Annotated in this window: 22 protein-coding genes and 1 pseudogene; 12 read left to right on the top strand and 11 right to left on the bottom strand. The window is 65.2% G+C overall.

Annotated elements, in window-relative coordinates; translation table 11 throughout:
* The first annotated feature begins 25 nt into the window (after nt 1–25).
* The 5 genes from ACVMB0_RS05390 to ACVMB0_RS05370 all read left to right on the top strand — a co-directional run bounded on the left by ACVMB0_RS05390 (nt 26) and on the right by ACVMB0_RS05370 (nt 4461).
* Nucleotides 26–376, top strand: a complete 351-nt coding sequence (locus tag ACVMB0_RS05390; protein ID WP_028341793.1) for a YciI family protein — start codon at nt 26–28, stop codon at nt 374–376.
* Nucleotides 377–392: 16 nt separating this feature from the next.
* Entirely contained in the window at nt 393–1691 is a 1299-nt protein-coding gene (locus ACVMB0_RS05385; RefSeq protein WP_461345538.1) for an RNA polymerase sigma factor, read from the top strand.
* A gap of 69 nt (nt 1692–1760) precedes the next feature.
* A complete protein-coding gene (locus ACVMB0_RS05380) occupies nt 1761–2138 on the top strand; it encodes a hypothetical protein (protein ID WP_456751821.1) in 378 nt (125 codons plus the stop codon).
* A gap of 263 nt (nt 2139–2401) precedes the next feature.
* Nucleotides 2402–3430, top strand: coding sequence for a putative zinc-binding metallopeptidase (locus ACVMB0_RS05375; protein WP_461345537.1), 1029 nt, complete (start codon nt 2402–2404; stop codon nt 3428–3430).
* Nucleotides 3427–4461 carry a D-alanine--D-alanine ligase family protein gene (locus ACVMB0_RS05370; RefSeq protein WP_456751823.1) on the top strand — a complete coding sequence of 345 codons (1035 nt, stop codon included), beginning with the start codon at nt 3427–3429 and terminating at the stop codon, nt 4459–4461. The genes ACVMB0_RS05375 and ACVMB0_RS05370 overlap by 4 nt, the downstream gene beginning before the upstream one ends.
* Before the next feature lie 9 nt (nt 4462–4470).
* On the opposite strand, the gene ACVMB0_RS05365 is transcribed toward ACVMB0_RS05370, so the two are convergent.
* Together ACVMB0_RS05365 and ACVMB0_RS05360 are read right to left on the bottom strand one after the other, a co-directional pair.
* Entirely contained in the window at nt 4471–4743 is a 273-nt protein-coding gene (locus ACVMB0_RS05365; RefSeq protein ID WP_461345536.1) for a hypothetical protein, read from the bottom strand.
* Between the two features lie 351 nt (nt 4744–5094).
* Nucleotides 5095–5823, bottom strand: coding sequence for a Crp/Fnr family transcriptional regulator (locus ACVMB0_RS05360; protein ID WP_461345535.1), 729 nt, complete (start codon nt 5821–5823; stop codon nt 5095–5097).
* 54 nt (nt 5824–5877) lie between these two features.
* On the opposite strand from ACVMB0_RS05360, the gene ACVMB0_RS05355 reads away from it, so the two are divergent.
* Nucleotides 5878–6876 carry a L,D-transpeptidase gene (locus ACVMB0_RS05355; protein ID WP_461345534.1) on the top strand — a complete coding sequence of 333 codons (999 nt, stop codon included), beginning with the start codon at nt 5878–5880 and terminating at the stop codon, nt 6874–6876.
* Between the two features lie 23 nt (nt 6877–6899).
* On the opposite strand, the gene ACVMB0_RS05350 is transcribed toward ACVMB0_RS05355, so the two are convergent.
* A complete protein-coding gene (locus ACVMB0_RS05350) occupies nt 6900–7127 on the bottom strand; it encodes a hypothetical protein (protein WP_456751827.1) in 228 nt (75 codons plus the stop codon).
* Nucleotides 7128–7343, bottom strand: a complete 216-nt coding sequence (locus ACVMB0_RS05345) for a PAS domain-containing protein (protein ID WP_461349597.1) — start codon at nt 7341–7343, stop codon at nt 7128–7130.
* 369 nt (nt 7344–7712) lie between these two features.
* Here ACVMB0_RS05345 and ACVMB0_RS05340 point away from each other — a divergent pair, with 369 nt between their 5' ends.
* The 5 genes and pseudogenes from ACVMB0_RS05340 (at nt 7713) to ACVMB0_RS05320 (ending at nt 11309) form a co-directional block, all read left to right on the top strand.
* Nucleotides 7713–8507: a dienelactone hydrolase family protein gene (locus tag ACVMB0_RS05340; protein WP_461345533.1), complete on the top strand. Its 795-nt coding sequence runs from the start codon at nt 7713–7715 to the stop codon at nt 8505–8507.
* Between the two features lie 165 nt (nt 8508–8672).
* Nucleotides 8673–8822, top strand: a complete 150-nt coding sequence (locus ACVMB0_RS05335) for a hypothetical protein (protein ID WP_456751829.1) — start codon at nt 8673–8675, stop codon at nt 8820–8822.
* Nucleotides 8822–9115 (top strand): annotated as a pseudogene (locus tag ACVMB0_RS05330) (thiamine pyrophosphate-binding protein); the annotation flags it as partial. The gene ACVMB0_RS05335 and the pseudogene ACVMB0_RS05330, both read left to right, overlap by 1 nt.
* A gap of 51 nt (nt 9116–9166) precedes the next feature.
* Nucleotides 9167–10522: a thiamine pyrophosphate-binding protein gene (locus ACVMB0_RS05325; RefSeq protein ID WP_461349596.1), complete on the top strand. Its 1356-nt coding sequence runs from the start codon at nt 9167–9169 to the stop codon at nt 10520–10522.
* Nucleotides 10523–10538: 16 nt separating this feature from the next.
* Nucleotides 10539–11309 (top strand): SDR family NAD(P)-dependent oxidoreductase, encoded by a 771-nt coding sequence (locus ACVMB0_RS05320; RefSeq protein WP_456751830.1) that lies wholly within the window; start codon nt 10539–10541, stop codon nt 11307–11309.
* Nucleotides 11310–11413: 104 nt separating this feature from the next.
* Here ACVMB0_RS05320 and ACVMB0_RS05315 read toward each other — a convergent pair whose 3' ends face one another.
* From ACVMB0_RS05315 to ACVMB0_RS05285, 7 genes are all read right to left on the bottom strand, one after another.
* Complete coding sequence (locus tag ACVMB0_RS05315; RefSeq protein WP_461345532.1) at nt 11414–11677, bottom strand: hypothetical protein; 264 nt, start codon at nt 11675–11677, stop codon at nt 11414–11416.
* A 16-nt stretch (nt 11678–11693) separates the two neighbouring features.
* Nucleotides 11694–12761, bottom strand: coding sequence for a hypothetical protein (locus tag ACVMB0_RS05310; RefSeq protein WP_456751832.1), 1068 nt, complete (start codon nt 12759–12761; stop codon nt 11694–11696).
* Nucleotides 12762–13924: 1163 nt separating this feature from the next.
* On the bottom strand, nt 13925–14113 hold the full coding sequence (locus ACVMB0_RS05305) for a hypothetical protein (RefSeq protein WP_456751833.1): 189 nt from the start codon (nt 14111–14113) through the stop codon (nt 13925–13927).
* Between the two features lie 573 nt (nt 14114–14686).
* On the bottom strand, nt 14687–15442 hold the full coding sequence (locus ACVMB0_RS05300; RefSeq protein ID WP_456751834.1) for a GntR family transcriptional regulator: 756 nt from the start codon (nt 15440–15442) through the stop codon (nt 14687–14689).
* Nucleotides 15443–15448: 6 nt separating this feature from the next.
* A complete protein-coding gene (locus ACVMB0_RS05295) occupies nt 15449–16429 on the bottom strand; it encodes a Gfo/Idh/MocA family protein (RefSeq protein WP_461345531.1) in 981 nt (326 codons plus the stop codon).
* Complete coding sequence (locus tag ACVMB0_RS05290) at nt 16426–17313, bottom strand: NAD(P)-dependent oxidoreductase (protein WP_461345530.1); 888 nt, start codon at nt 17311–17313, stop codon at nt 16426–16428. Before ACVMB0_RS05290 ends, ACVMB0_RS05295 begins: the two co-directional genes overlap by 4 nt.
* Before the next feature lie 18 nt (nt 17314–17331).
* Nucleotides 17332–18291: a Bug family tripartite tricarboxylate transporter substrate binding protein gene (locus tag ACVMB0_RS05285; RefSeq protein WP_461345529.1), complete on the bottom strand. Its 960-nt coding sequence runs from the start codon at nt 18289–18291 to the stop codon at nt 17332–17334.
* Nucleotides 18292–18427: 136 nt separating this feature from the next.
* Between ACVMB0_RS05285 and ACVMB0_RS05280 the strand changes: the two genes are divergently transcribed.
* The gene (locus ACVMB0_RS05280; protein WP_456751838.1) at nt 18428–18817 is read left to right on the top strand and encodes a carboxymuconolactone decarboxylase family protein; all 390 of its coding nucleotides are present in this window, start codon (nt 18428–18430) and stop codon (nt 18815–18817) included.
* Nucleotides 18818–18927: the final 110 nt, after the last annotated feature.

The raw sequence follows: 18927 nt of genomic DNA, 5'->3' as shown, positions 1-18927 counted from the left end.
GGAAAGACCCAGAGGAGGACAGGCGATGCGCTTCATGTATGTCCTGGTGGCCGAGAAGCCGATGCTGCCGAACCCGCCGTTGCGGGAGGCGATCGGCAAGCTCGCCGAACGCGAAATCGCGGCCGGTCGCATGCTCGATACCGGCGCGCTGTTGCCGCGCACCGCGGGCGCGGAGGTCAAGATCAAGGATCGCAAGCTCACCGTCACCGACGGCCCCTTCATGGAAGCCAAGGAGGTGGTCGGCGGCTATGCGGTGTTCGAGCTGAAGGACAAGGAGGAGGCCGTGGCGCGCGCGGTCGAGTTCATGCAGCTTCATCTCGACCACATGCCGGATTGGGAACTGTCATGCGAGGTTCGTCCCTTCATGGAGTGCTGACGGTCGCCTCGGCCGCATGCCGGAGGCCGGCGTGACGGACGACGACGTCAAGCGCACCATCCTCGGTGTGTGGCGCATCGAGCAGCCGCGGCTGATCACCAGCCTGTCGCGGATGCTGCGCGACGTGCCGCTCGCCGAGGATCTGACCCAGGAAGCGCTGGTCGCCGCGCTCGAGCACTGGCCGGCCGATGGCGTGCCGGACAAGCCGGGCGCCTGGCTGATGGCGACCGCCAAGCGCCGTGCGCTCGATCATATCAGGCGCAACCGCATGCTGAGCCAGCGGCACGGCATGCTGGCGCATGATCTGGCGCGGGAGCAGGAGACCATGCCCGATTTCGATTCCGCGCTCGACGACGATATCGGCGACGAATTGCTGCGGCTGATCTTCACGGCCTGCCATCCGCTGCTGTCGCGCGAGGCGCGCGCCGCGCTGGCGCTGCGGATGATCTGCGGCCTCACCACCGAGGAGATCGCGCGCGCCTTCCTGCAGAGCGAGGCGGCGATTGCCCAACGCATCGTGCGCGCCAAACGGACGCTGTCGGACTCCGGCCTCGCCTATGAGACGCCCGGCGGTGCGGAGCTGTCCGAGCGGCTCGCCTCGGTGCTCGAGGTGGTCTATCTGATCTTCAACGAGGGTTACACCGCGGCACGCGGCGACCAATGGCTACGGCCGCAGCTCTGCAACGAGGCGCTGCGCATCGGCCGCGTGCTGACGTCGATCGCGCCGTCCGAGCCGGAAGCGCATGGGCTGCTGGCGCTGATGGAGTTCAACGCCTCGCGGATGGCGGCGCGCACCGACGCGACCGGCGAGCCGATCCTGCTGATGGAGCAGAACCGCGTGCTGTGGGATCGTTTGCAGATCCGCCGCGGCCAGCTGGCGCTGGCGCGCGCCCGCGAGCTCGGCGGCGCCGGCGGCTTCTATGTGCTGCAGGCTGCGATCGCCGCCTGCCACGCCGAGGCCGACACGCCCGAAGCGACCGACTGGCACCGCATCGCCGCGCTGTACGGCGATCTCGCGGCGCTGCTGGATTCGCCGGTGATCGAACTCAACCGCGCGGTCGTGATCGGCATGGCCGAGGGGCCGCTCGTCGCGCTCGCGATCGTCGATGGTCTCGCGGACGAGCCGGCGCTGAAATCCTATCACCTGCTGCCGAGCGTGCGCGGCGATCTGCTGCACCGGCTGAGCCGCTTTGCCGAGGCGCAGGCCGCGTTCGAGGCCGCTGCCGCATTGGCCGGCAATGCGCGCGAGCGCGAGTTCCTCAAGCGCCGTGCCGCCGCCGCTGCGCGCGCCGCGCAGGACCAGGGCCGTCACTGACGGCTCCGCGATTTCGACTCAAATCCGTGGCAGCCTCGCGCGAGATGTACTGAACTGGGAGCTGCCGCCATGACGAAGCCATCCGTGCTGGCGATCGGCCTCGACCCGACCTTCGTCGATCTCTCCGTCGTCCCGCAATTCACGCCCGAGCTCGTGCGCAGCTATATCGACGCGCAGATCGAGGGCCTGCGGACGCTCGGTTACGATGTCGAGAGCTGCCTGATCGATCTCGGCGAGACCGCGGAAGCGGTGGCGGCGGCGGCCCTCAACGCGCGCCGCTATGATTGCATCGTGATCGGCGCCGGGCTGCGCGAGCCGCCGGAGCGGCTGCTGCTGTTCGAGCAGATCCTCAATCTGGTGCACCGGCTCGCGCCTGGCGCCGCCATCTGCTTCAACAGCAACCCGGCCGACACCGCCGCCGCCGTGCAGCGCTGGGTCAAGCCCTAGCGACCGTGCAGCCCGCATGAGCGACGCGGCATGCGGGGCCTTGCGGCGAGTAATCCCGGGTATCGCTGCAAGCTGAGCCGCTTCACAGGCGCACGCCAGAGACCTGGTCTCGTCGCGCCGCTGCCGGCCTGCGGCGGAAGCATGGGCAACTGCGGGTCGGGCCCGGCACGGGCCCGGGGGCTGCCGCGAACGTCTGGCGGTTGTTGCCGGCGGCAACCTATGACACCATCCCGATTCCGATTGTTTTTGATTTTTGGAAGCCAATGCCGCGCCGCAAATTCGCCTGGGAGAATCTGTCGGACGAAGAGTTGCTCGAGCAGCGTCTCAGCAGCCTGAGGGTTGGGGTCGAGGACACGTGGCTCGCGGACTGCGTCAGCACGCTCTATGAGGAGCTCGAGGAACGCGGCTTGCGGCTGCGGCCGCACACCTGGATCTCGAGCGAATGGTTCAGCCCGGCCGATGTGCCCGGCATCGCCATTCCGTTCTATCTCGCCCATCCCCGCTTGATGAAGCTCGAGAAGAAGATGATGCTCGACGTCGAAGGCGGCACCTGGTCGGAATGCATGGCGATCCTCCGTCACGAGGCGGGCCACGCCGTGCAGCACGGCTACCAGCTGCAACGCCGCCGGCGCTGGCAGCAGCTGTTCGGCCCGTCGTCGAAACATTATCCGCGCTATTACCGGCCCAATCCGGCCAGCCGGAATTATGTCCAGCATCTCCGCCTCTGGTACGCGCAGAGCCATCCGGACGAGGATTTCGCCGAGACCTTTGCGGTGTGGCTGCGGCCGCGGTCGAACTGGCGGACGCGCTATGCCGGCTGGCCGGCGATCAAGAAGCTCGAATATGTCGACGAGCTGATGGGCGAGATCGCCGGCAAGCGGCCGCCGCTCGCCAACCGCGAGCGGGTCGATCCGCTGTATACGCTCAAGCAGACGCTCGGCGAGCACTACAAGAAGAAGCAGGCGTTTTACGCCTTCAGCCCGCCCAAGACCTACGATCGCGATCTGTCGAAACTGTTCTCCGCCGATCCTCGCCATCACCGGCATCCGCCGGCTTCGTCCTTCATCCGGCGGCATCGCGCCCAGATCAGGCAGCTGGTCGCACGCTGGACCGGCGAGAACCAGCTGACGCTCGATGCGGTGCTCGACGATATGATCTCGCGCTGCCGCGAGCTCAATCTGCGTGCCGTCGGCCCCGAGAAGAAGCTGGTGACCAACTTCATTATCCTGCTGACCGCCAAGACCATGCACGCGCTGTTCGGCCCCTCGCGCCGCAAATGGATCGCGCTATGAAACACTCTCGCATTCTGGTGCTGATGCACCCGGACTGTGTGCCGCCGGACTCCAGCGACGGATATTCCGCGCGGGAGATCAACGAGTGGAAAACCGAATACGACGTCGTGAGCACCCTGCGCGCGGCCGGCCATGACGTTCGTCCGCTCGGCGTGCAGGAGGAAATCAAGCCGGTGCGCGACGCGATCGAGGACTTCAAGCCGCACGTCGTGTTCACGCTGCTGGAGGAGTTTCACTACGATGTCGTGTACGACCAGCACATCGCGAGCTATCTCGAGCTGATGAAGATCCCCTATACCGGGTGCAATCCGCGCGGCCTGATCCTGGCGCGCGGCAAGGACCTGTCGAAGACGCTGGTGCATCATCGCCGGGTTCCGGTGCCGGCCTTCGCCGTGTTCCCGATGCGCCGCAAGGTCAAACGGCCGCCGCGTCTCGAGCTGCCGCTGATCGTCAAGAGCCTGAGCAGCGACGGCTCGCTCGGCATCTCGCAGGCCTCGATCGTCGATACCGACGAGAAGCTCGCGGAGCGCGTCGCCTTCATCCATGAACGGATCGGCACGGCGGCGATCGCCGAGCAGTTCATCGAGGGACGCGAGCTCTATGTCGGCGTGCTCGGCAACAACCGGTTGCGGGTGTTGCCGGTCTGGGAGTTGAAGTTCGGCAGCATGGGCGGCCCGGCTGCGCGGCAGATCGCAACCGAGAAGGTCAAGCATGACACCAGCTATCAGGAGCGCGTCGGGATCGTGGATGGCCCGGCCGAGGACCTGACGCCGGAACTCTCAGCGCATATCCAGCGGCTGGCGAAGCGCATCTATCGCACCCTGGGGCTCGACGGCTACGCGCGCATCGACTTCCGCCTGTCGACCAATGGCGTCCCGTTTTTCATCGAGGCCAATCCCAATCCGGAAATTGCCAAGAGCCAGGAGTTCGCGACCGCCGCCGGGCATGACGGGCTGGACTACCCGGGCCTGCTGAACCGCATCCTGACGCTCGGAATCAGCCGCGCCAAGGCCGGCGTGTCGCTGGGCTGACCGAAGCGGTCAAAGACTGCCCTGCGTCAAATGACGCCGCGCGTCCCTCGGGATGAACATCGCAAACGTTTCCCTAACGCGCGCCGCCGGCGTCGCGCTGGCGGTGGCTGCGGGCGCCGCGGGCGCCGTGACACGAAACGCATCGGGCTCGGGCCACCGCCGTGCAAGGATTTCGTTTACCGAACCCGGCATGGCCTGCGGGTTGCGGCGGCAGGTATCGTAGACGTACAAGCCGGCAAGAAAAATCGATACGACAACAAGGATCGTCCTGAAAATCGGCATTGTGTTCGCGCCTTCTTGATTGAGGCGCACAATGCCCGGCGACGGTGAACTCCGGGTTGAGCGTTGCGGTCGATCGGCCGATACGGTTCCCAACTGATGAACACGGCTTGCGTAAACAGCTCGCTTACCAATGCCTTCAAGGTTGCGGCAACCAGCTTTCCTCACCGGCGGGAAAGGAGTCCCGCCTATCCTGGCGCAAACACAAGAAGCTCAGGAGGCTCCATGTTCGTCGCCCTTCGCGTTATGATCCTGATCGCCAGCGCCTATGCCGGCTCCGCCGTCGCGGAGATGCAGTTTGCGCCGCTGCCGAGCGCTGCGGTTTCCGCGCGGTAGAACCGGCACGCGGCGCACTCAACGCGCGACTGCGGCCACGCCGATCGCACGCGCCGCGTTCTCCGTCATCCGCGTCGCCGTCAGCCGCAGGAAATACAGCGACAGTCCCGGATTGCGTTCGCACAGCTTGCGCAGCGCGCCGTCGCTGATCCACAACAGATCCACGTCGGTTGCCGCCAGCGCGGTTTGCGTGCGGCGGCGCTCGAGCGAGAACAGCCCGATCTCGCCGAACAATTCGCCCGCCGATACGCTTCGATCGATCTCCGGAAACCTGACCTCGCCCGAAACGACCATGTAGAGCAGATCGGCGTCGTCGCCCTTCCTGAAGATGGTTTCTCCGGCCTTGACGTGCTTCGGCTGCATGAACGGTTGCAGCCAGTTTGGCGAGAGATCAGTCGATGCGGCGAGCCTGGCCTTGCGCAGCAGCCGGACCATCTGGACCAGCAACAGCGCGTTCAACGGCAACAGAATAATGTGCAGGGCGAGCACCGGGTACAATCGGGCACCCAGCCCGTAGCTGATGAACGCCAGATTGCTGCATATCGCGACCGAGCGCAGGCTCAACATCGTGCTCATGCAGAACGTCAGCAACACGAGCGCCGACGCCAGATATCCCAGGCCATCGATCAATGTCATGGCAACGTCCACTGGAAATGAATTGCAAGCAAGCGGGTCTGAAAACGATCCGCAAGATACACCAGTGCGCTCAATTCTCTGAGTGGAAATGTGGCCGGCCGCCACTTGCATTGGAACTTCGGCGCTTTCCGTCGCTTTACAGAAGGTAGCTCGTTGGGATGCGCGATGTTCCGACATTTTTTCGTTGTGCGATTTGTCCTTGCTGCTCTGCTTCTGCCGGCCGCGCCCGCAGTCGCGGCAGGTCTCGATGCCGCGGCGATCAATGACGTTGCGGCGCCGCCGGCAACATTGCCGGGCCGTCACCAGCTCAACGCCTCGATTGCCAAGCTCGAGATCCTGCTCGATCGCGCGCATTTCTCTCCGGGCGAGATCGACGGCAAGTTCGGCGAGAATGCGCAGAAGGCGCTCGCTGCGTTTGCCGCAGCGAACGGATTATCCTTCGATAAGACGGTCTCGGCCGATCTCTGGAGCAAGCTCGCCGCCGCCAGCGAGGGGCCCGCGATCGTCAGCTACACGATCGCCGATGCCGACGTGAAAGGTCCGTTCTCGAAGAAGATTCCCGCGAAGATGGAGGATATGAAGAACCTCCCGGCGCTGAACTACACCAGCCCGCGCGAAGCGCTCGCGGAAAAATTCCACATGAGCGAGGCGCTGCTGCAGGCGCTCAATCCGGGACAGAAGTTCGACAAGCCGGGTGACAGCATTATGGTCGCGAACGTGCTCGACACCGGAAAGCCGCCGGCGATTGCGCGTGTGGAAGTCGACAAGACGCGACAGACGCTCAGCACATTCGACGCTGCGGGGAAGCTGCTCGCCTTTTATCCCGCGACGGTCGGCAGCACGGAGAAGCCGACGCCGAGCGGCACGCTGAAGGTGACGGCGGTCGAGAAGAACCCGACCTATCACTACAATCCAAAATACAGGTTCAAGGGCGTCAAATCGAACAAACCGTTCACGATCAAGCCCGGCCCGAACAACCCGGTTGGCTCGGTCTGGATCAATCTTTCGGGAGAGGGCTATGGCATCCACGGCACCGGCAATCCCGACAAAGTCTCCAAAGCCGAGTCCCATGGCTGCGTCCGGCTCACCAATTGGGACGCGGCGCGCGTCGCGGCCGGTGTAGCCAAGGGGACGCCGGTCAGCTTCGTGGAGAGCGCACGATAGCGCGACGAGCGCGGGAGCGACAGTTATTGGTCGGTCGGACGCTTCCGATTCAGGAATTCCTGCACCGCATCGTGACTCGCCGGCAGGCTGTCGTCCAGCAACAGGAAGTGCACGCAGCCTTCGACGGTTTGCGATGCGCGGGCAAATTGTTCGGCGAGGCTCAGCACGATGGCGCGCTTCTCCGGCTCCATGATGCAATAGAACGCCAGCGCGAGCCGGAGGGCTTCCTTGTCGTCGGGGCGGCCGAGCATTCAAATCTCCGAAAATTCGTAGCAGGCCGCAGCGAGCGCGAGGCCGTTAGTCCCGTTCGGCATATTGACATCGGCCGCAACGGTGACGCAGCCGATCGCGCGACGGTGACCGCTGGTGGAATTCGGGATCAGGCAGGCGACCGAACGAAGCCAGCGAGTCTCTCCGGACGGCCGCACGACCCTGAATTCGGCGCGGTAGCATTCATTTCTGGCCAGCAGCTCGGATACTTCGGGTCATCGATTCGTGTGGCGATCTCCAGCCGGCGGCTCGCGGTGGCGACGTCGCGCAAGCTGCCGCTTGCCGAGCTGGTCCGGTCAGATCGACGCACGCGCAAAGCGCGTCTCCACCGCGCTACTCGCAGGATTGGACATACTCGCCGCAAAAATGTGAGCGAGGTCGGTGCCCCGCGCTTCGCTTTCACCGACGAGGTTTCGGATCGTTTCTGCGGAGCCCTCGGCTTCCGGCTTGGGGCCGGACTCCTGACGAACCCGGCGCGCCCTGCAACGTATTAGTGATGCCTGCACGGTCTGGCGTAGGAGTTTCTCGTATGCCAGTATCATCACGCAAACGCACAGGAGGTCGGCATGCGAGCGATTCTAATTGGTGCACTGTGCGCCGTCGCGATGGTCACGAGCGCGAACGCTGCGATCCGGGAAGACCCCGTCACCTATTCCGACGGCGAGGCCACGATGAAGGGCTTCGTTGTCTATGACGACGCGACCCAGGCCAAGCGGCCCGGCATCGTCATGGTGCATGAATGGTGGGGCATCACGGCGCATATCCATAACGAGGCGCGCAAGTTCGCGGAGCAGGGCTACACCGCGTTCATTGCGGATATGTATGGCGACGCCAGGACCGCCGACAACCCGAAGGACGCCGGCGCGCTCGCAGGCTCGGTGATGAAGGACCCGAAGGTGATGGAGCAGCGCTTCAACGCCGCGCGGGAGCAGCTCGCCAAGCAGGCTTCGGTCGATCCGCAGCGGATCGGCGCGGTCGGTTACTGCTTCGGCGGCGCGGTGGTGCTGAACATGGCGCGCAGCGGCGCCGATCTCGCAGCCGTCGCAGGCTTTCACGCCTCGCTCGGCCTCAACACCCCCGCGCCGGCACCGGGAACCGTCAAGGCGAAGATCCTGATCCTCAACGGCGCCGACGATCCGTTCGTGAAGCGCGAGCAGTACGAGGCGCTGAAGAAGGATTTCGACGCCGCGAAGGCCGACTACCGGATCATCGAATATCCCGGCGCCGTGCACGCCTTCACCAACCCGGAAGCCACCGAGCTCGGCAAGAAGTTCAACCTGCCGCTCCGATACGACGCCAAGGCGGATCAGGAATCGAAGGCTGAAGCCGCCAAGCTGTTCGCTGCAAACCTCAAGAAATAAGCAGGAAAGGTGGCCTCCGGCAGCCTCGCTGAACGCTGCCGCCGTTCAGCGCACCGTCATCGCCCGGCTTGACCGGGCGATCCAGTACGCCGCGGCTTCTCGATTCAAGCACCGCTGTCTCTGGAATACTGGATCACCCGCTTTCGCGGGTGATGACAGCGCAGAATGCCGCTCCATATCACCCCGTCATTGCTTCGCTTCGCCCGCAATCGCGGCGGCACGGTGCGCTCGCGCCTTGAAGCCATGCGGAAGACGCAGCCGGCCGCGCGGACGCTGGCCGGCTGGCGCGGTTGCCATGTGCCGCTCGACGGCTGATGATGCACAAAACAAAGCCGAACGAGAGGGAGCGAATGCGCGGGCGTCGTGTGCTGATGGAATCGTTCGTGTCGCACGGCGTGCGCCACATCTTCGGCAATCCCGGCACGACGGAGACGCCGCTGCTCGACAGCCTGCCGGCCTTTCCGCAACTCGACTACATCATGGCGCTGCACGAAGGTGTCGCGGTCAGCGCGGCGAGCTTCTACGCGCAGGCGTCGGGACGCGTCACCGTCGCCAACCTGCATGTCGCTCCCGGCCTCGGCAACGGCATCGGCTCGCTCTACGGCGCGCTGAAGGCAGGGTCGCCCGTGGTTGCGACCGCCGGCCAGCAGGATACGCGCATGCGGCTCAACAATCCGCTGCTCGGTCATGACCTGGTTGCGATGGCAGCTCCGGTGACCAAGTGGAGCGTGCAGATCGAGCGCGCCGACGAGATCGCGCCGATCATGCGCCGCGCGTTCAAGGTGGCGACCGATGCGCCGCAGGGGCCGGTGTTCGTCGCGCTGCCGATCGACGTCCTGGAGCAGGAGACCGCGGTCGATGCATCGACGCCGGATCGTTTGTGGCGATCGACGCGCCCCGATCCGGCCGGCATCGACGCGCTGGCCGCGCTGCTCCTCAAGTCGAACAATCCGGCCGTCATCGCCGGCGACGACGTGGCGCGATCCGGCGGCGAGCAGGCGCTGGTGACGCTCACGGAGACGATCGGCGCCACCGTCTGGTTCGAGGGGCTGCGGCATCACGCGCCGTTTCCGACCAGCCATCCGAGCTATCGCCAGTCGCTGCCGGGCGATGCCCGGCAGGTGCGCAAGGCGCTCGGCGAAACCGATCTCGTGCTGCTGATCGGCGGTCCGTTCTTCGAGGACATCTGGTTTGCGCCCGGCGGCCACATCCCCGACGGCGCATCGGTGCTGCAAATCGAAGCCTCGGCCGAGCGCCTTGCGCTCAACAACCGGCTCGATGCCGGCATTGTCGGCGACATCGCCGTCAGCATCGGCGCCTTGACCGACGCGGTACGCGCCAAGGCGAGCGCGGAGTTCAGGCAAGCCGCGCAAAGCCGCAATATCAGGCTTTCTCAATTGCAGGCGAAGGAAAAGGAGACCTATCGCGCGCGTGTCGAGAAGAGCTGGAACCGGGAGCCGGGCTCGATGCCGCGGGTTGCGGCGGAGCTGCGCCGCGGCCTGCCCGATGACGTCGTCATCGTCGATGAAAGCATCACGGCGAGCCTCGATCTCGCGCGTGCCTTCGACTATCGCGGCTTCGGCGATTATTTCGGCGGCCGGGGCGGCGGCATCGGGCAAGGGCTTGCCGGCGCGATCGGCGTCAAGGTCGCGATGCCCGACCGTCCGGTGGTCGCGATCTCCGGCGACGGCTCGGCGATGTATGCGATCCAGGCGTTGTGGACCGCCGCGCACCACAGGCTTGCGATCGTGTTCGTGGTGCTGGCGAACCGCGAGTACCGCATCCTCAAGCACAATGTCGACGTCTGGCGTCAGAACTTCGAAGCCGGCACCCAGCATCCCTATCAGAACATGGATCTCACCGGCCCCGCGCTCGACTTCGTGCATCTCGCGGCCGGCATGGGCGTCGAGGCCGTGAGAGTCGACAAGGCCGACGACATCGCCGGCGCCGTTGCCAAGGCCGTCGCGGCGCAGCGGCCGTACCTCGTCGAGATCGCAATCGAAGGCAAGCGCTGACCATCGGAGCGGGTTCATGGCAGGCATTCTGGACGGCAAGGCTGCATTGGTGACGGGCGGCGGCTCGGGCATCGGCCGGGCAACCGCGATCGCGATGGCGCGCGAAGGCGCGCGGGTGGCGGTGTCCGACCTCTCGAAGGGCGGCATCGAGGAGACGGTCGCGCTCATCAATGCCGCCGGCGGCCAGTCGATCGCGATCCAGGGTGACGTCACCGACGAGGCCGATGTCGCGAACATGGTGGCGCGCACGGCTTCGGCGTTCGGCCGCATCGATTGCGCGTTCAACAATGCCGGCGTGGCCGCACGCTCCGTCGGCCCGCCCGGGCAGCGCATTCACGAACTGACGCAAGCCTCGGTCGCGAAGATGTTCTCGGTGAACCTGATGGGCGTGTTCCTGTGCCTGAAATACGAGGTCGCGCAGATGCTGAAGCAGGGCGGTGGCGGCGCCATCGTCAACACGGCCTCGATCGCAGGCCTGGTCGGCCTCGCCACGTCGGGCCACTATGTCGCGACCAAGCACGGCGTCGTCGGGCTGACCAAGTCTGCCGCGATCGAATATGCCCAGGACGGCATCCGGGTGAACTGCGTCAATCCCGGATACATCAAGACGCCGATGACCAAGGAAACGATGGACGAGCGTTACGACGAGATCATCGCCAAGGTGCCGGTGCGTCGTTTGGGCGTGCCCGAGGAAATCGCCGAAGCCGTGGTCTGGATGTGTTCGGACAAGGCCTCGTTCATGACCGGCGCATCGCACGTCGTCGACGGCGGCTACAGCGCCGCCTGATCTTCCGAGCAAGGACGACAGCGTCATGGGGCCTTGCGGCGACGGGGCCGCTGGTCCCTCTACCGCGCTGTCGATGGAAATCGGCGGGGCGCGCGGAGCTTGTCTTATCGGGGCCAGTGCGGGCCGTCCGGAAATGGATTGATCACCTCTTCGGTTTGCTTCGCCCCTCTGGTCGCCGGTTTGGCTCCCCGCGGAACGTGCGGGCCGCCTGGAAACGGGTTGATCGGCTTTTTGGCCTTCTTGACGGGCTTGCGTTTGGCCTTCTTGGCTGCGCGTTTTCCCGCTGCCTTACGCGTCGCCGCTTTCTTGCCCGTCTTGGCCTTCTTGGCCTTTTTCGCCTTCTTCGCGGTCTTCGATGCCTTGGCCATGGTCTTTACCTTTCTGCTACGGAGTTGGCAGAAGCTTGAATTGCTGGCTCTTGCGTTGGTCGACGGCATAAACGGCCAACGTCTCGGAAGACGTGCCTCCGCCAATGACGCGCGCGCCCAGGACCATCGAGGTGCGGCCGCGTTCCCTGTCACCGACCACAACGGCATTGGTCGGCGCGAAGGTGAAGGCCCGCAGGCTGCTCAGATAGGCCGTCGCACTGGTCGGCAACGCCAAGCCGACGGTCACTTCATGCATATCGGTCCGCTTCAGCTCTCCGGTCAGGGCGGCGTCCGTCAACTGAAAGGCCGTGCCCGTTGGTGTGAACGTGATCTTAGGTGTCGCCGAGGCGTCGAGTGTCGTCGTGAATGTCAAATCGTCGGTCATCGTTGGAGGCGCGGTCGGTTTCGCTTTCGTCCCGGCCAGGTTTCCGAACAGGGTGAGGTCAAGATAGTCGTAGACCATCCTGTCCATGCCGATATGGCCGACGATTGGATAAGCGTAGTTCGCTTCAACGAGGTAGCCATCGCAGTCGCGACGGCCGCCTTCCCTCACGGTCGTGTTGAGCTTGGTGAGCAGATTGCTGAACGTGTCGGTGACCGTGAAGCTGCGCTCGTTGTTGCGCTTTCGCGTAACGGACCCGCCGAGCCCCAACTTGAACAGCGAGTTTGACGGCCCGCCTTGGAGGTTTGCGGTCCCGGCCGAGAAATCATTGTTCTCGGTCATCGTCAGATCGAAATTGTAGGCCACGCCGATCGAATAGAAGACATCGATCACATTGCGGACTTGTTGAAATTCATCCCCTTTGAAGAGAGCCGAACTGAACCCGGAAATTTCATTCGGGTTGTTCTTGTAGCGCGCCGCGAGCGTTCGGGCGAGCGGAACGCCCGCCTGGCTTGGATGATCCCGGCCAAGGTCTTCGAGCCAGGTGACAAGCGCCTGAATGGCCGCGTCACGGGTTTCGCAGCGAATCTGCTGAACGATCTGCGGTGTGGTTACGCCCGTGTAGTCTTCAGGCAAAGGGTGGATGGCGCACGCCGTGAGGAAGATCAGTCCCGGAAATATAACTGCCCAGCGCCGTGTCATGACGCGCCCCAATCCATTCGTCAAAAAAACAATCAAAAATTGATGCACGCTGAGCGTGTATCAAAACCAGCCTATTGGCAATAGGGCGTTTGGCGGGATCGGGCTCTGGCCACAGACAAGTCGGGTCTGCGGGGTAGGGCAAATCGCGCAGCTCCCAGCGTCGTCATTCCGCGGCTCGCGCCAAGCGGCGCGCCCTCAGGTGCGCAATTGCGCACCGGGGAATGACGGAGAGAGGTGCGACAAAACAACCCGACGGGCAACTCAGCAAAAACGCGTCAAGGGCCAGCGTTGAAAATATTTCGCTTTATCCGAAGCGCAACTCGGTGTATGAATAGCCCGTCTCACCCGACACAAGGGGCGCTTCGCGGTCGTCACGAACGTGGGTCGAGATGCGGTGGACGCTGCGCGTGGCCTGACGAGAGCACGCAAGGCGGACGGCGAAATCGTGCAGGCCTGACGCCCTAGTGGCAGGTGTCTCTTCCGATTGCGCAAATGCGCGTTGTGAAGACGGTGACAACAAAGCCAAGTCTCGCCGGGGAGAGCACGTATAAGCCGTAACCCATCGCGCAGGGAAAGCCGGATTGCTCCGGTTACACCTGTGGTCCTACCCCCGTGCTTTCTACCTATTGCACGGGGCCCATGGGTGCGATCGGCACCCGGCTTTCCCTGCGCCCTCTGTGAAGTGAGAGGGTGGAAAGAAAGAGCAAAGCTCGGACGATTCTTGTCGCGAGAATGCGAAACTGTATCCCATCCTCAGCTGTCATCGCCCGGCTCGACCGGGCGATCCAGTATTCCAGAGGCAGCAGTGCTTGAGCCGAGAGGCCGCGGCGTACTGGATCGCCCGGTCGAGCCGGGCGATGACACTGAACAAGGTGTTTGACGTCGTGCATCGAGTTCTATCGCCACCGTCGTCCCGCCCCCCGGTGCGCAATTGCGCACTAGGCCGGGACGACGCGGGGAAGGAGCCGCGGCGCGCATCAACCGCATGCGAGTGATGACGTCGAACAAGCTGTTTGACAGGTTCAATCGGAATCCTCGCGTCGTGCCCGGACGCCGAACGCCGCGCGACGAACGCACGCCGGCGTGCGCATCGGCCGTTGGCAGACGACCGCCCGAATCTTCAGTGCTACGGAAGTTGTGCGCCCGGCTTCGCGGCAGCGGGCCTAATGGTCTGTCTTCGGTGCCTTGATCGGTCCGTTGGCCGCGATCTCGAAGCCGAGCCGGAGCGCGCGCTCCTGGCGCTCCTCGGTCAGGAACCTGAGCTCCCGTTCCAGCGACCGTGCGACCTCGTCCTGGGTTTCCTTGGAGTGGCGGCGGGAGCCGCCGTGCGGTTTGGCCGATTCGGCAGTCACGGGAAAAACCCTTGTCATCACAGTGTCACAGGTCCTGATGCCACGACCGGAGTCCGACGGACAATCAAAAAGAATTCAGCGAACGCCCTTTGGCAGGTTTGCTACGTGTCTGACTCAAATTTAAGCAGAAAATTCTCCTGGACCTCGCACGGCGCCGAAGCCGGCCGGCCACGGTCTCATCAATTCGGATGAGAGAGCCCGGTTCCCGCGAAATCATTTCCGGATTCGCACGAAGGCGTCCTGAAACCGACAAGGTCTAACCTTAGTAGCGTTGTGAAGGACGGTGCCTGGTGAGACGCTGATGGCCTCGGTCGTGAGATTCACGATCCGGGTTGTGAGGTCAGTTGGTCCTCCTGAGACATTGGGGATGATCTCTGAAATGAAGAAGCCGAATGCTGTGCCATATGTCTGGGCGGCCGCGTTGATTGCGGTCGCGATTTGGGGAGTGAGCGGCACCCCGCAGATGGCGCACACCTCCGCCCCCACGCATCTGGCCCGGGCGCGCTAGACTCGGAGCGTTTTCGAGCGAAGTGGACACCGGTTCGCGAAAAGAAAACGCGTCAAAGCAAAAAGCTAGAGCTTCGGCCGCAGCGAGCGCTGCATGTCCATCGTGTAGGTATAGCGCCCTTCCGGGTGCGTGGTGATGGTGACCTCGAACAGCTCTTCGCGCACGCCGTAATAGCGGCGGATCACGGTGAGCGCCGGCGAGCCGGTCTTGACGCCGAGCGCCTTGGCGATCGGCGCCGGCATGCCGCGCACGAAGATCTCCATCTGGGCGCGTTCGGTGACCTGGCCGTACATCTTGGCGATCTGCTCGTGCACCGGGGTGCGGCCGTGGTCGCTGCGGGTCACGACATCGGCGAACCGGCGCAACACATAGATCTCGGTCCAGCCGAGCGGGGCGGCGAACTGGTCGGAGCGGCGCACCGCCTCGATCAGGAACCAGCTCTTGCCGGGTTCGCATTTCAACAGCCCGGCCAGCTTGCGGTCGGCGACGATGTCGCCGCTCGCGACCACGTCGCGGTAGGTTTCGTTGGAATAGCGCAGCCACTCGCCGAGCGATTTGACGCTGTGGGTGAACAGCACCGGCGGCTCGGCTGCGATCACCACCGACCCGAGGCCGGCGCGGCGCACGATCAGGCCCTGGTCGATCAGGATGCGCAGCGCCTCGCGTACCGTCTGGCGGCTCGCCTGGTAGCTTGCCATCAGCTCGGTTTCGGTCGGCAGCAGGTTGCCGACCGCGTAGGTGCCGAGCCGGATGTCCCTCTGCAATCCGGTGGCGATGTCGCGGTAGCGAGACGATCTCGCACGGTCCGGTTGTTCAGACATGGCGGATCACTGGTATGCCGTATGGCAGGCGACCACGTGTCCAGACTGCATCGATCGCAGCGCGGCCTCGAACGCGGCGAGCGTCGCGAGCACGTCTGCCTCCGGTACCGGGAACGGCCGGCGGCCTTCGACCGCATCGGCAAAGGCCGCAAGTTCCGCGGTGAGCGTGTTGACCGCCGGATAGCGCGTCGTCGCAGGCGCCGCACCGGACGTCCGTAGCACCATCGTCGTCTCGTCGAGCACCTCGGCGGATCCCTTCGTTCCGAACACATGCACGCGCCAATAGAACGGTGTTGCGCGCACCGTCGCAAGGGTTGCACTCACGCCATTCACAAATTCAATCGCCAAAGTTGCAGTGTCGAGCGGCGGTGGGCCCGCCGCGCGCTCACTCAACCGGGCATAAACTTGTCGGGCAGGACCAAGCAGGCTGACGAAGCCGTCGAGCACGTGCAGTCCCGCGCCGGTCAACCCGCCGCCCGGCGACTCCTCGGGCGACAGCCGCCAGCCCTGGGTGATGGCCTGCGAGTTCTCGTTGCTGTTGTGGCCCTCGACATGCAGGATCGTGCCGAGCTCGCCGCTGGCTGCGATCGCGCGCAGCGCCTGCATTGACGGCCAGAACCGGCGGTTATGTCCGACCGCGAGCAGCACGCCCGCCTTGCGGCAGGCCGCGAACATCTCGGCGGCATCGTCGCGCCGGAGCGCCAGCGGCTTCTCGCAGAACACCTGCTTGCCGGCTCGGGCTGCCGCGATCACCTGGCCCTTGTGCAGCGAATGCGGTGTCGCCAGCAGCACGGCGTCGATGGCCGGGTCGGCCAGCACGGCCTCGAGGCCCGGCGCGGGCGACAGGCCGTGCGCCGCGCAGAAGCCCGCGGCGCCGGCGATGTCGGGTTCCACCGCACGGACGATCTCCAGCCCCGGCTCGTTCCGCGCAGCCTCGACCAGCGCGCGGCCCCAGCGGCCGAGGCCCGCGATCGCGCACGTGATCATGAGCGCTCCCTGTGCTGATCGCGGCCGGGGCGGATCGCCTCGATCACCGCGGCGCTGTCGCTGTCCGGGCCTTGCAGCGCAATCGCCGCGCGCAGCAGCTCGGCCTGCGTCGACGTCATCGGCAAGCGCAGGCCGTGGCGGGCAGCCTCCTGCAGGATCAGCTCGGCGTCCTTCAAGGTCTGCGCGATATGCGATTGCGGCGAGAAATCCCGCGCCAGCATCTTCGGTCCCTTGCTGTCCATCACCTTGGAATATGCCGCCGATTGCCGCGCAGCCGCAAGGAAGGCCGCGGCGTCGAGGCCGAGCGCTTCGGCAAAGGCGAGGCCCTCGGCGAGCGCGGCGCGGTTGCTCTGCAGGATCAGGTTGACGGCAAGCTTGGTGCGGCTGGCATTGCCGATCGCCCCGACATTGATCCGCTGCGGGCAGAGGATGTCGAGCGTCGCGGCGGCTGCCGCGATGATGTCGCTATCGCCCGCGACCAGCGCGGTGGCGGTGCCGGCGCGGACCTCGGCGCTGGTGCCGGAGATCGGCGCTTCGATGAAGCCGAGCCGCGCGCGCGCCGCGAACTCGGCAATTGCCGTGATCTCGCCCGGCGCGCACGTCGTGGTGCAGATCACGCGCGGCGGCACTGTCGCATTGGCGAGGTCCGGCAGCAGGCCCATGACCTGGGCCGCGTCGTACACCGCGATGACGATAGTCCCGCAGCGTGCGGCGACGTCGGCGGCGAAGGCCGCAAATTCGGCGCCGCTGGCCCGCAAGCCATTCGTCTTCGCCGCATCGACGTCGAAGCCGATGACGCCGATGCCGGCGTCGATCAGCCGCGCGGAGAGCGCCGATCCCATCAACCCCAGGCCGATCATGCCGATGGGTGTCTCGCGAGCCATGTGCGATGTCGCTCCGCGCTATTGCGGCTGGATGCCGGCCGCCTTGACCTCGGCCGACCAGCGCACGACCTCGCTCCTGACGAACGCGCCGAACTCGGCCGGCGCCAGCGGCGCCACGATCACGCCGACATCGGCGAGCTTCTTCTTCGTCTCCGGCATCGCGAGATACCTGGCGCACTCGGCATAGAGCTTGTCGACCACCGGCCCCGGCGTGCCGGCCGGCGCGAACAGCCCGTACCAGATCGTGGCCTCGAAGCCGGGCATCGCTTCTGACAGCGCGGGCAGGCCGGGCGTCAGCTCGTTGCGGGTCGCCGACGTCACGGCGATGCCGCGCAGGGTGCCGCCCTGCATCTGCGGGATCGCGACCGAGAAATCGCCGAAGGTCAGGTCGATCACCCCCGCCATCACGTCGGTCATCGCCTGTGGCACGCCGCGGTAGGAGGCCGCGATCAGCGCCAGGCCGCCGCGCGATTGCAGCTGCGCGATCGAGATCTGCGATGCGCCGGAGCCGTAGCCTGCGGTCAGATTGGGGTTGGCCTTGGCATAGCTGAGGAACTGCGGCAGGTCCTTGGCCGCAAGCTTCGGGTTGATCAGCAGCACCATCGCCGTCGTCGTGGTGCGGATCACGGGCGCGAAATCCTTCACCGGGTCGTAGGGCAGGCTCTTCAGCGTCGCGACGTTGCTGGCATGGGTGGTGTTGGTGCCCATCAGCAGCGTGTAGCCGTCGGGCGCGCTGCGGGCGACTTCCTGGGCGCCGATGCTGCCGAGCGCGCCGGCGCGATTCTCGATCAGCACGGTCTGGCCGAACGCGTCCTGCAGGTGCTGGCCGACCAGCCGCGCGACATTGTCGGGGCCGGCGCCGGCCGGGAAAGGCACGATTATCCTGAGCGGCCGTTGCGGGAAATCGTCCGCCGCGTATGCCGGCAGGACCGGAAGTGCCGCGAGCAGGACGAGGAGCAGCCCCAGCCGTAACTTCATCCCGGTCCCTCCCGCGTCTGTTTGGGATGAATTTATACGGACAAATTGGTCGGAGGTGCAAGCTAAGCGCCTCCAGGAATATTGTGGTGCGACATATTTATCCGTATAAATAGCCCATACAGGGAGCCAGACGACGATGGTCGACATCAGCGATCTCCATGCGCGCGGGCTGCGCCGGCGCCAGAAGATGTTCGGCGAGGGCGATGTCGCCAAGCGGATGGCGGCTGCGGGCGAGTTCGGCACGCCGCTGCAAAACATCATCAATGCCTATGTCTATGGCGACGTCTGGGAGCGCTCTGGCCTGTCCGACCAGCTCCGCAGCCTGGTGATGCTCGGCATCACCGCGGCGAGCAGCAAGCCCGCCGAGTTCCGCGTCCATGCCAAGGGCGCGCTGGCCAATGGCTGCACCGCCGCGCAGGTGCAGGACGTGCTGCTGCTGGTCGCGATGTATTGCGGAATTCCGGCCGCGATCGAGACCAGCAAGATCGCAGCCGAGGTGTTCGGCGAGGCGCCGCCTGCGGCGTAGGGTTCACGCCGGGGCCGAACAGGTGAACGCGCGCCAAAGCGGCAAAATTCGAGACAATCGCTCGCTGCCGCGTGATCGGATGCGGCAGGCAGGAACCTTGCGAATGCGGA

This window comes from Bradyrhizobium sp. USDA 4451 (genome assembly GCF_054822585.1).
Note: the sequence above shows the minus strand (reverse complement) of the source record. Positions and strands in the feature narration are given on the sequence as shown.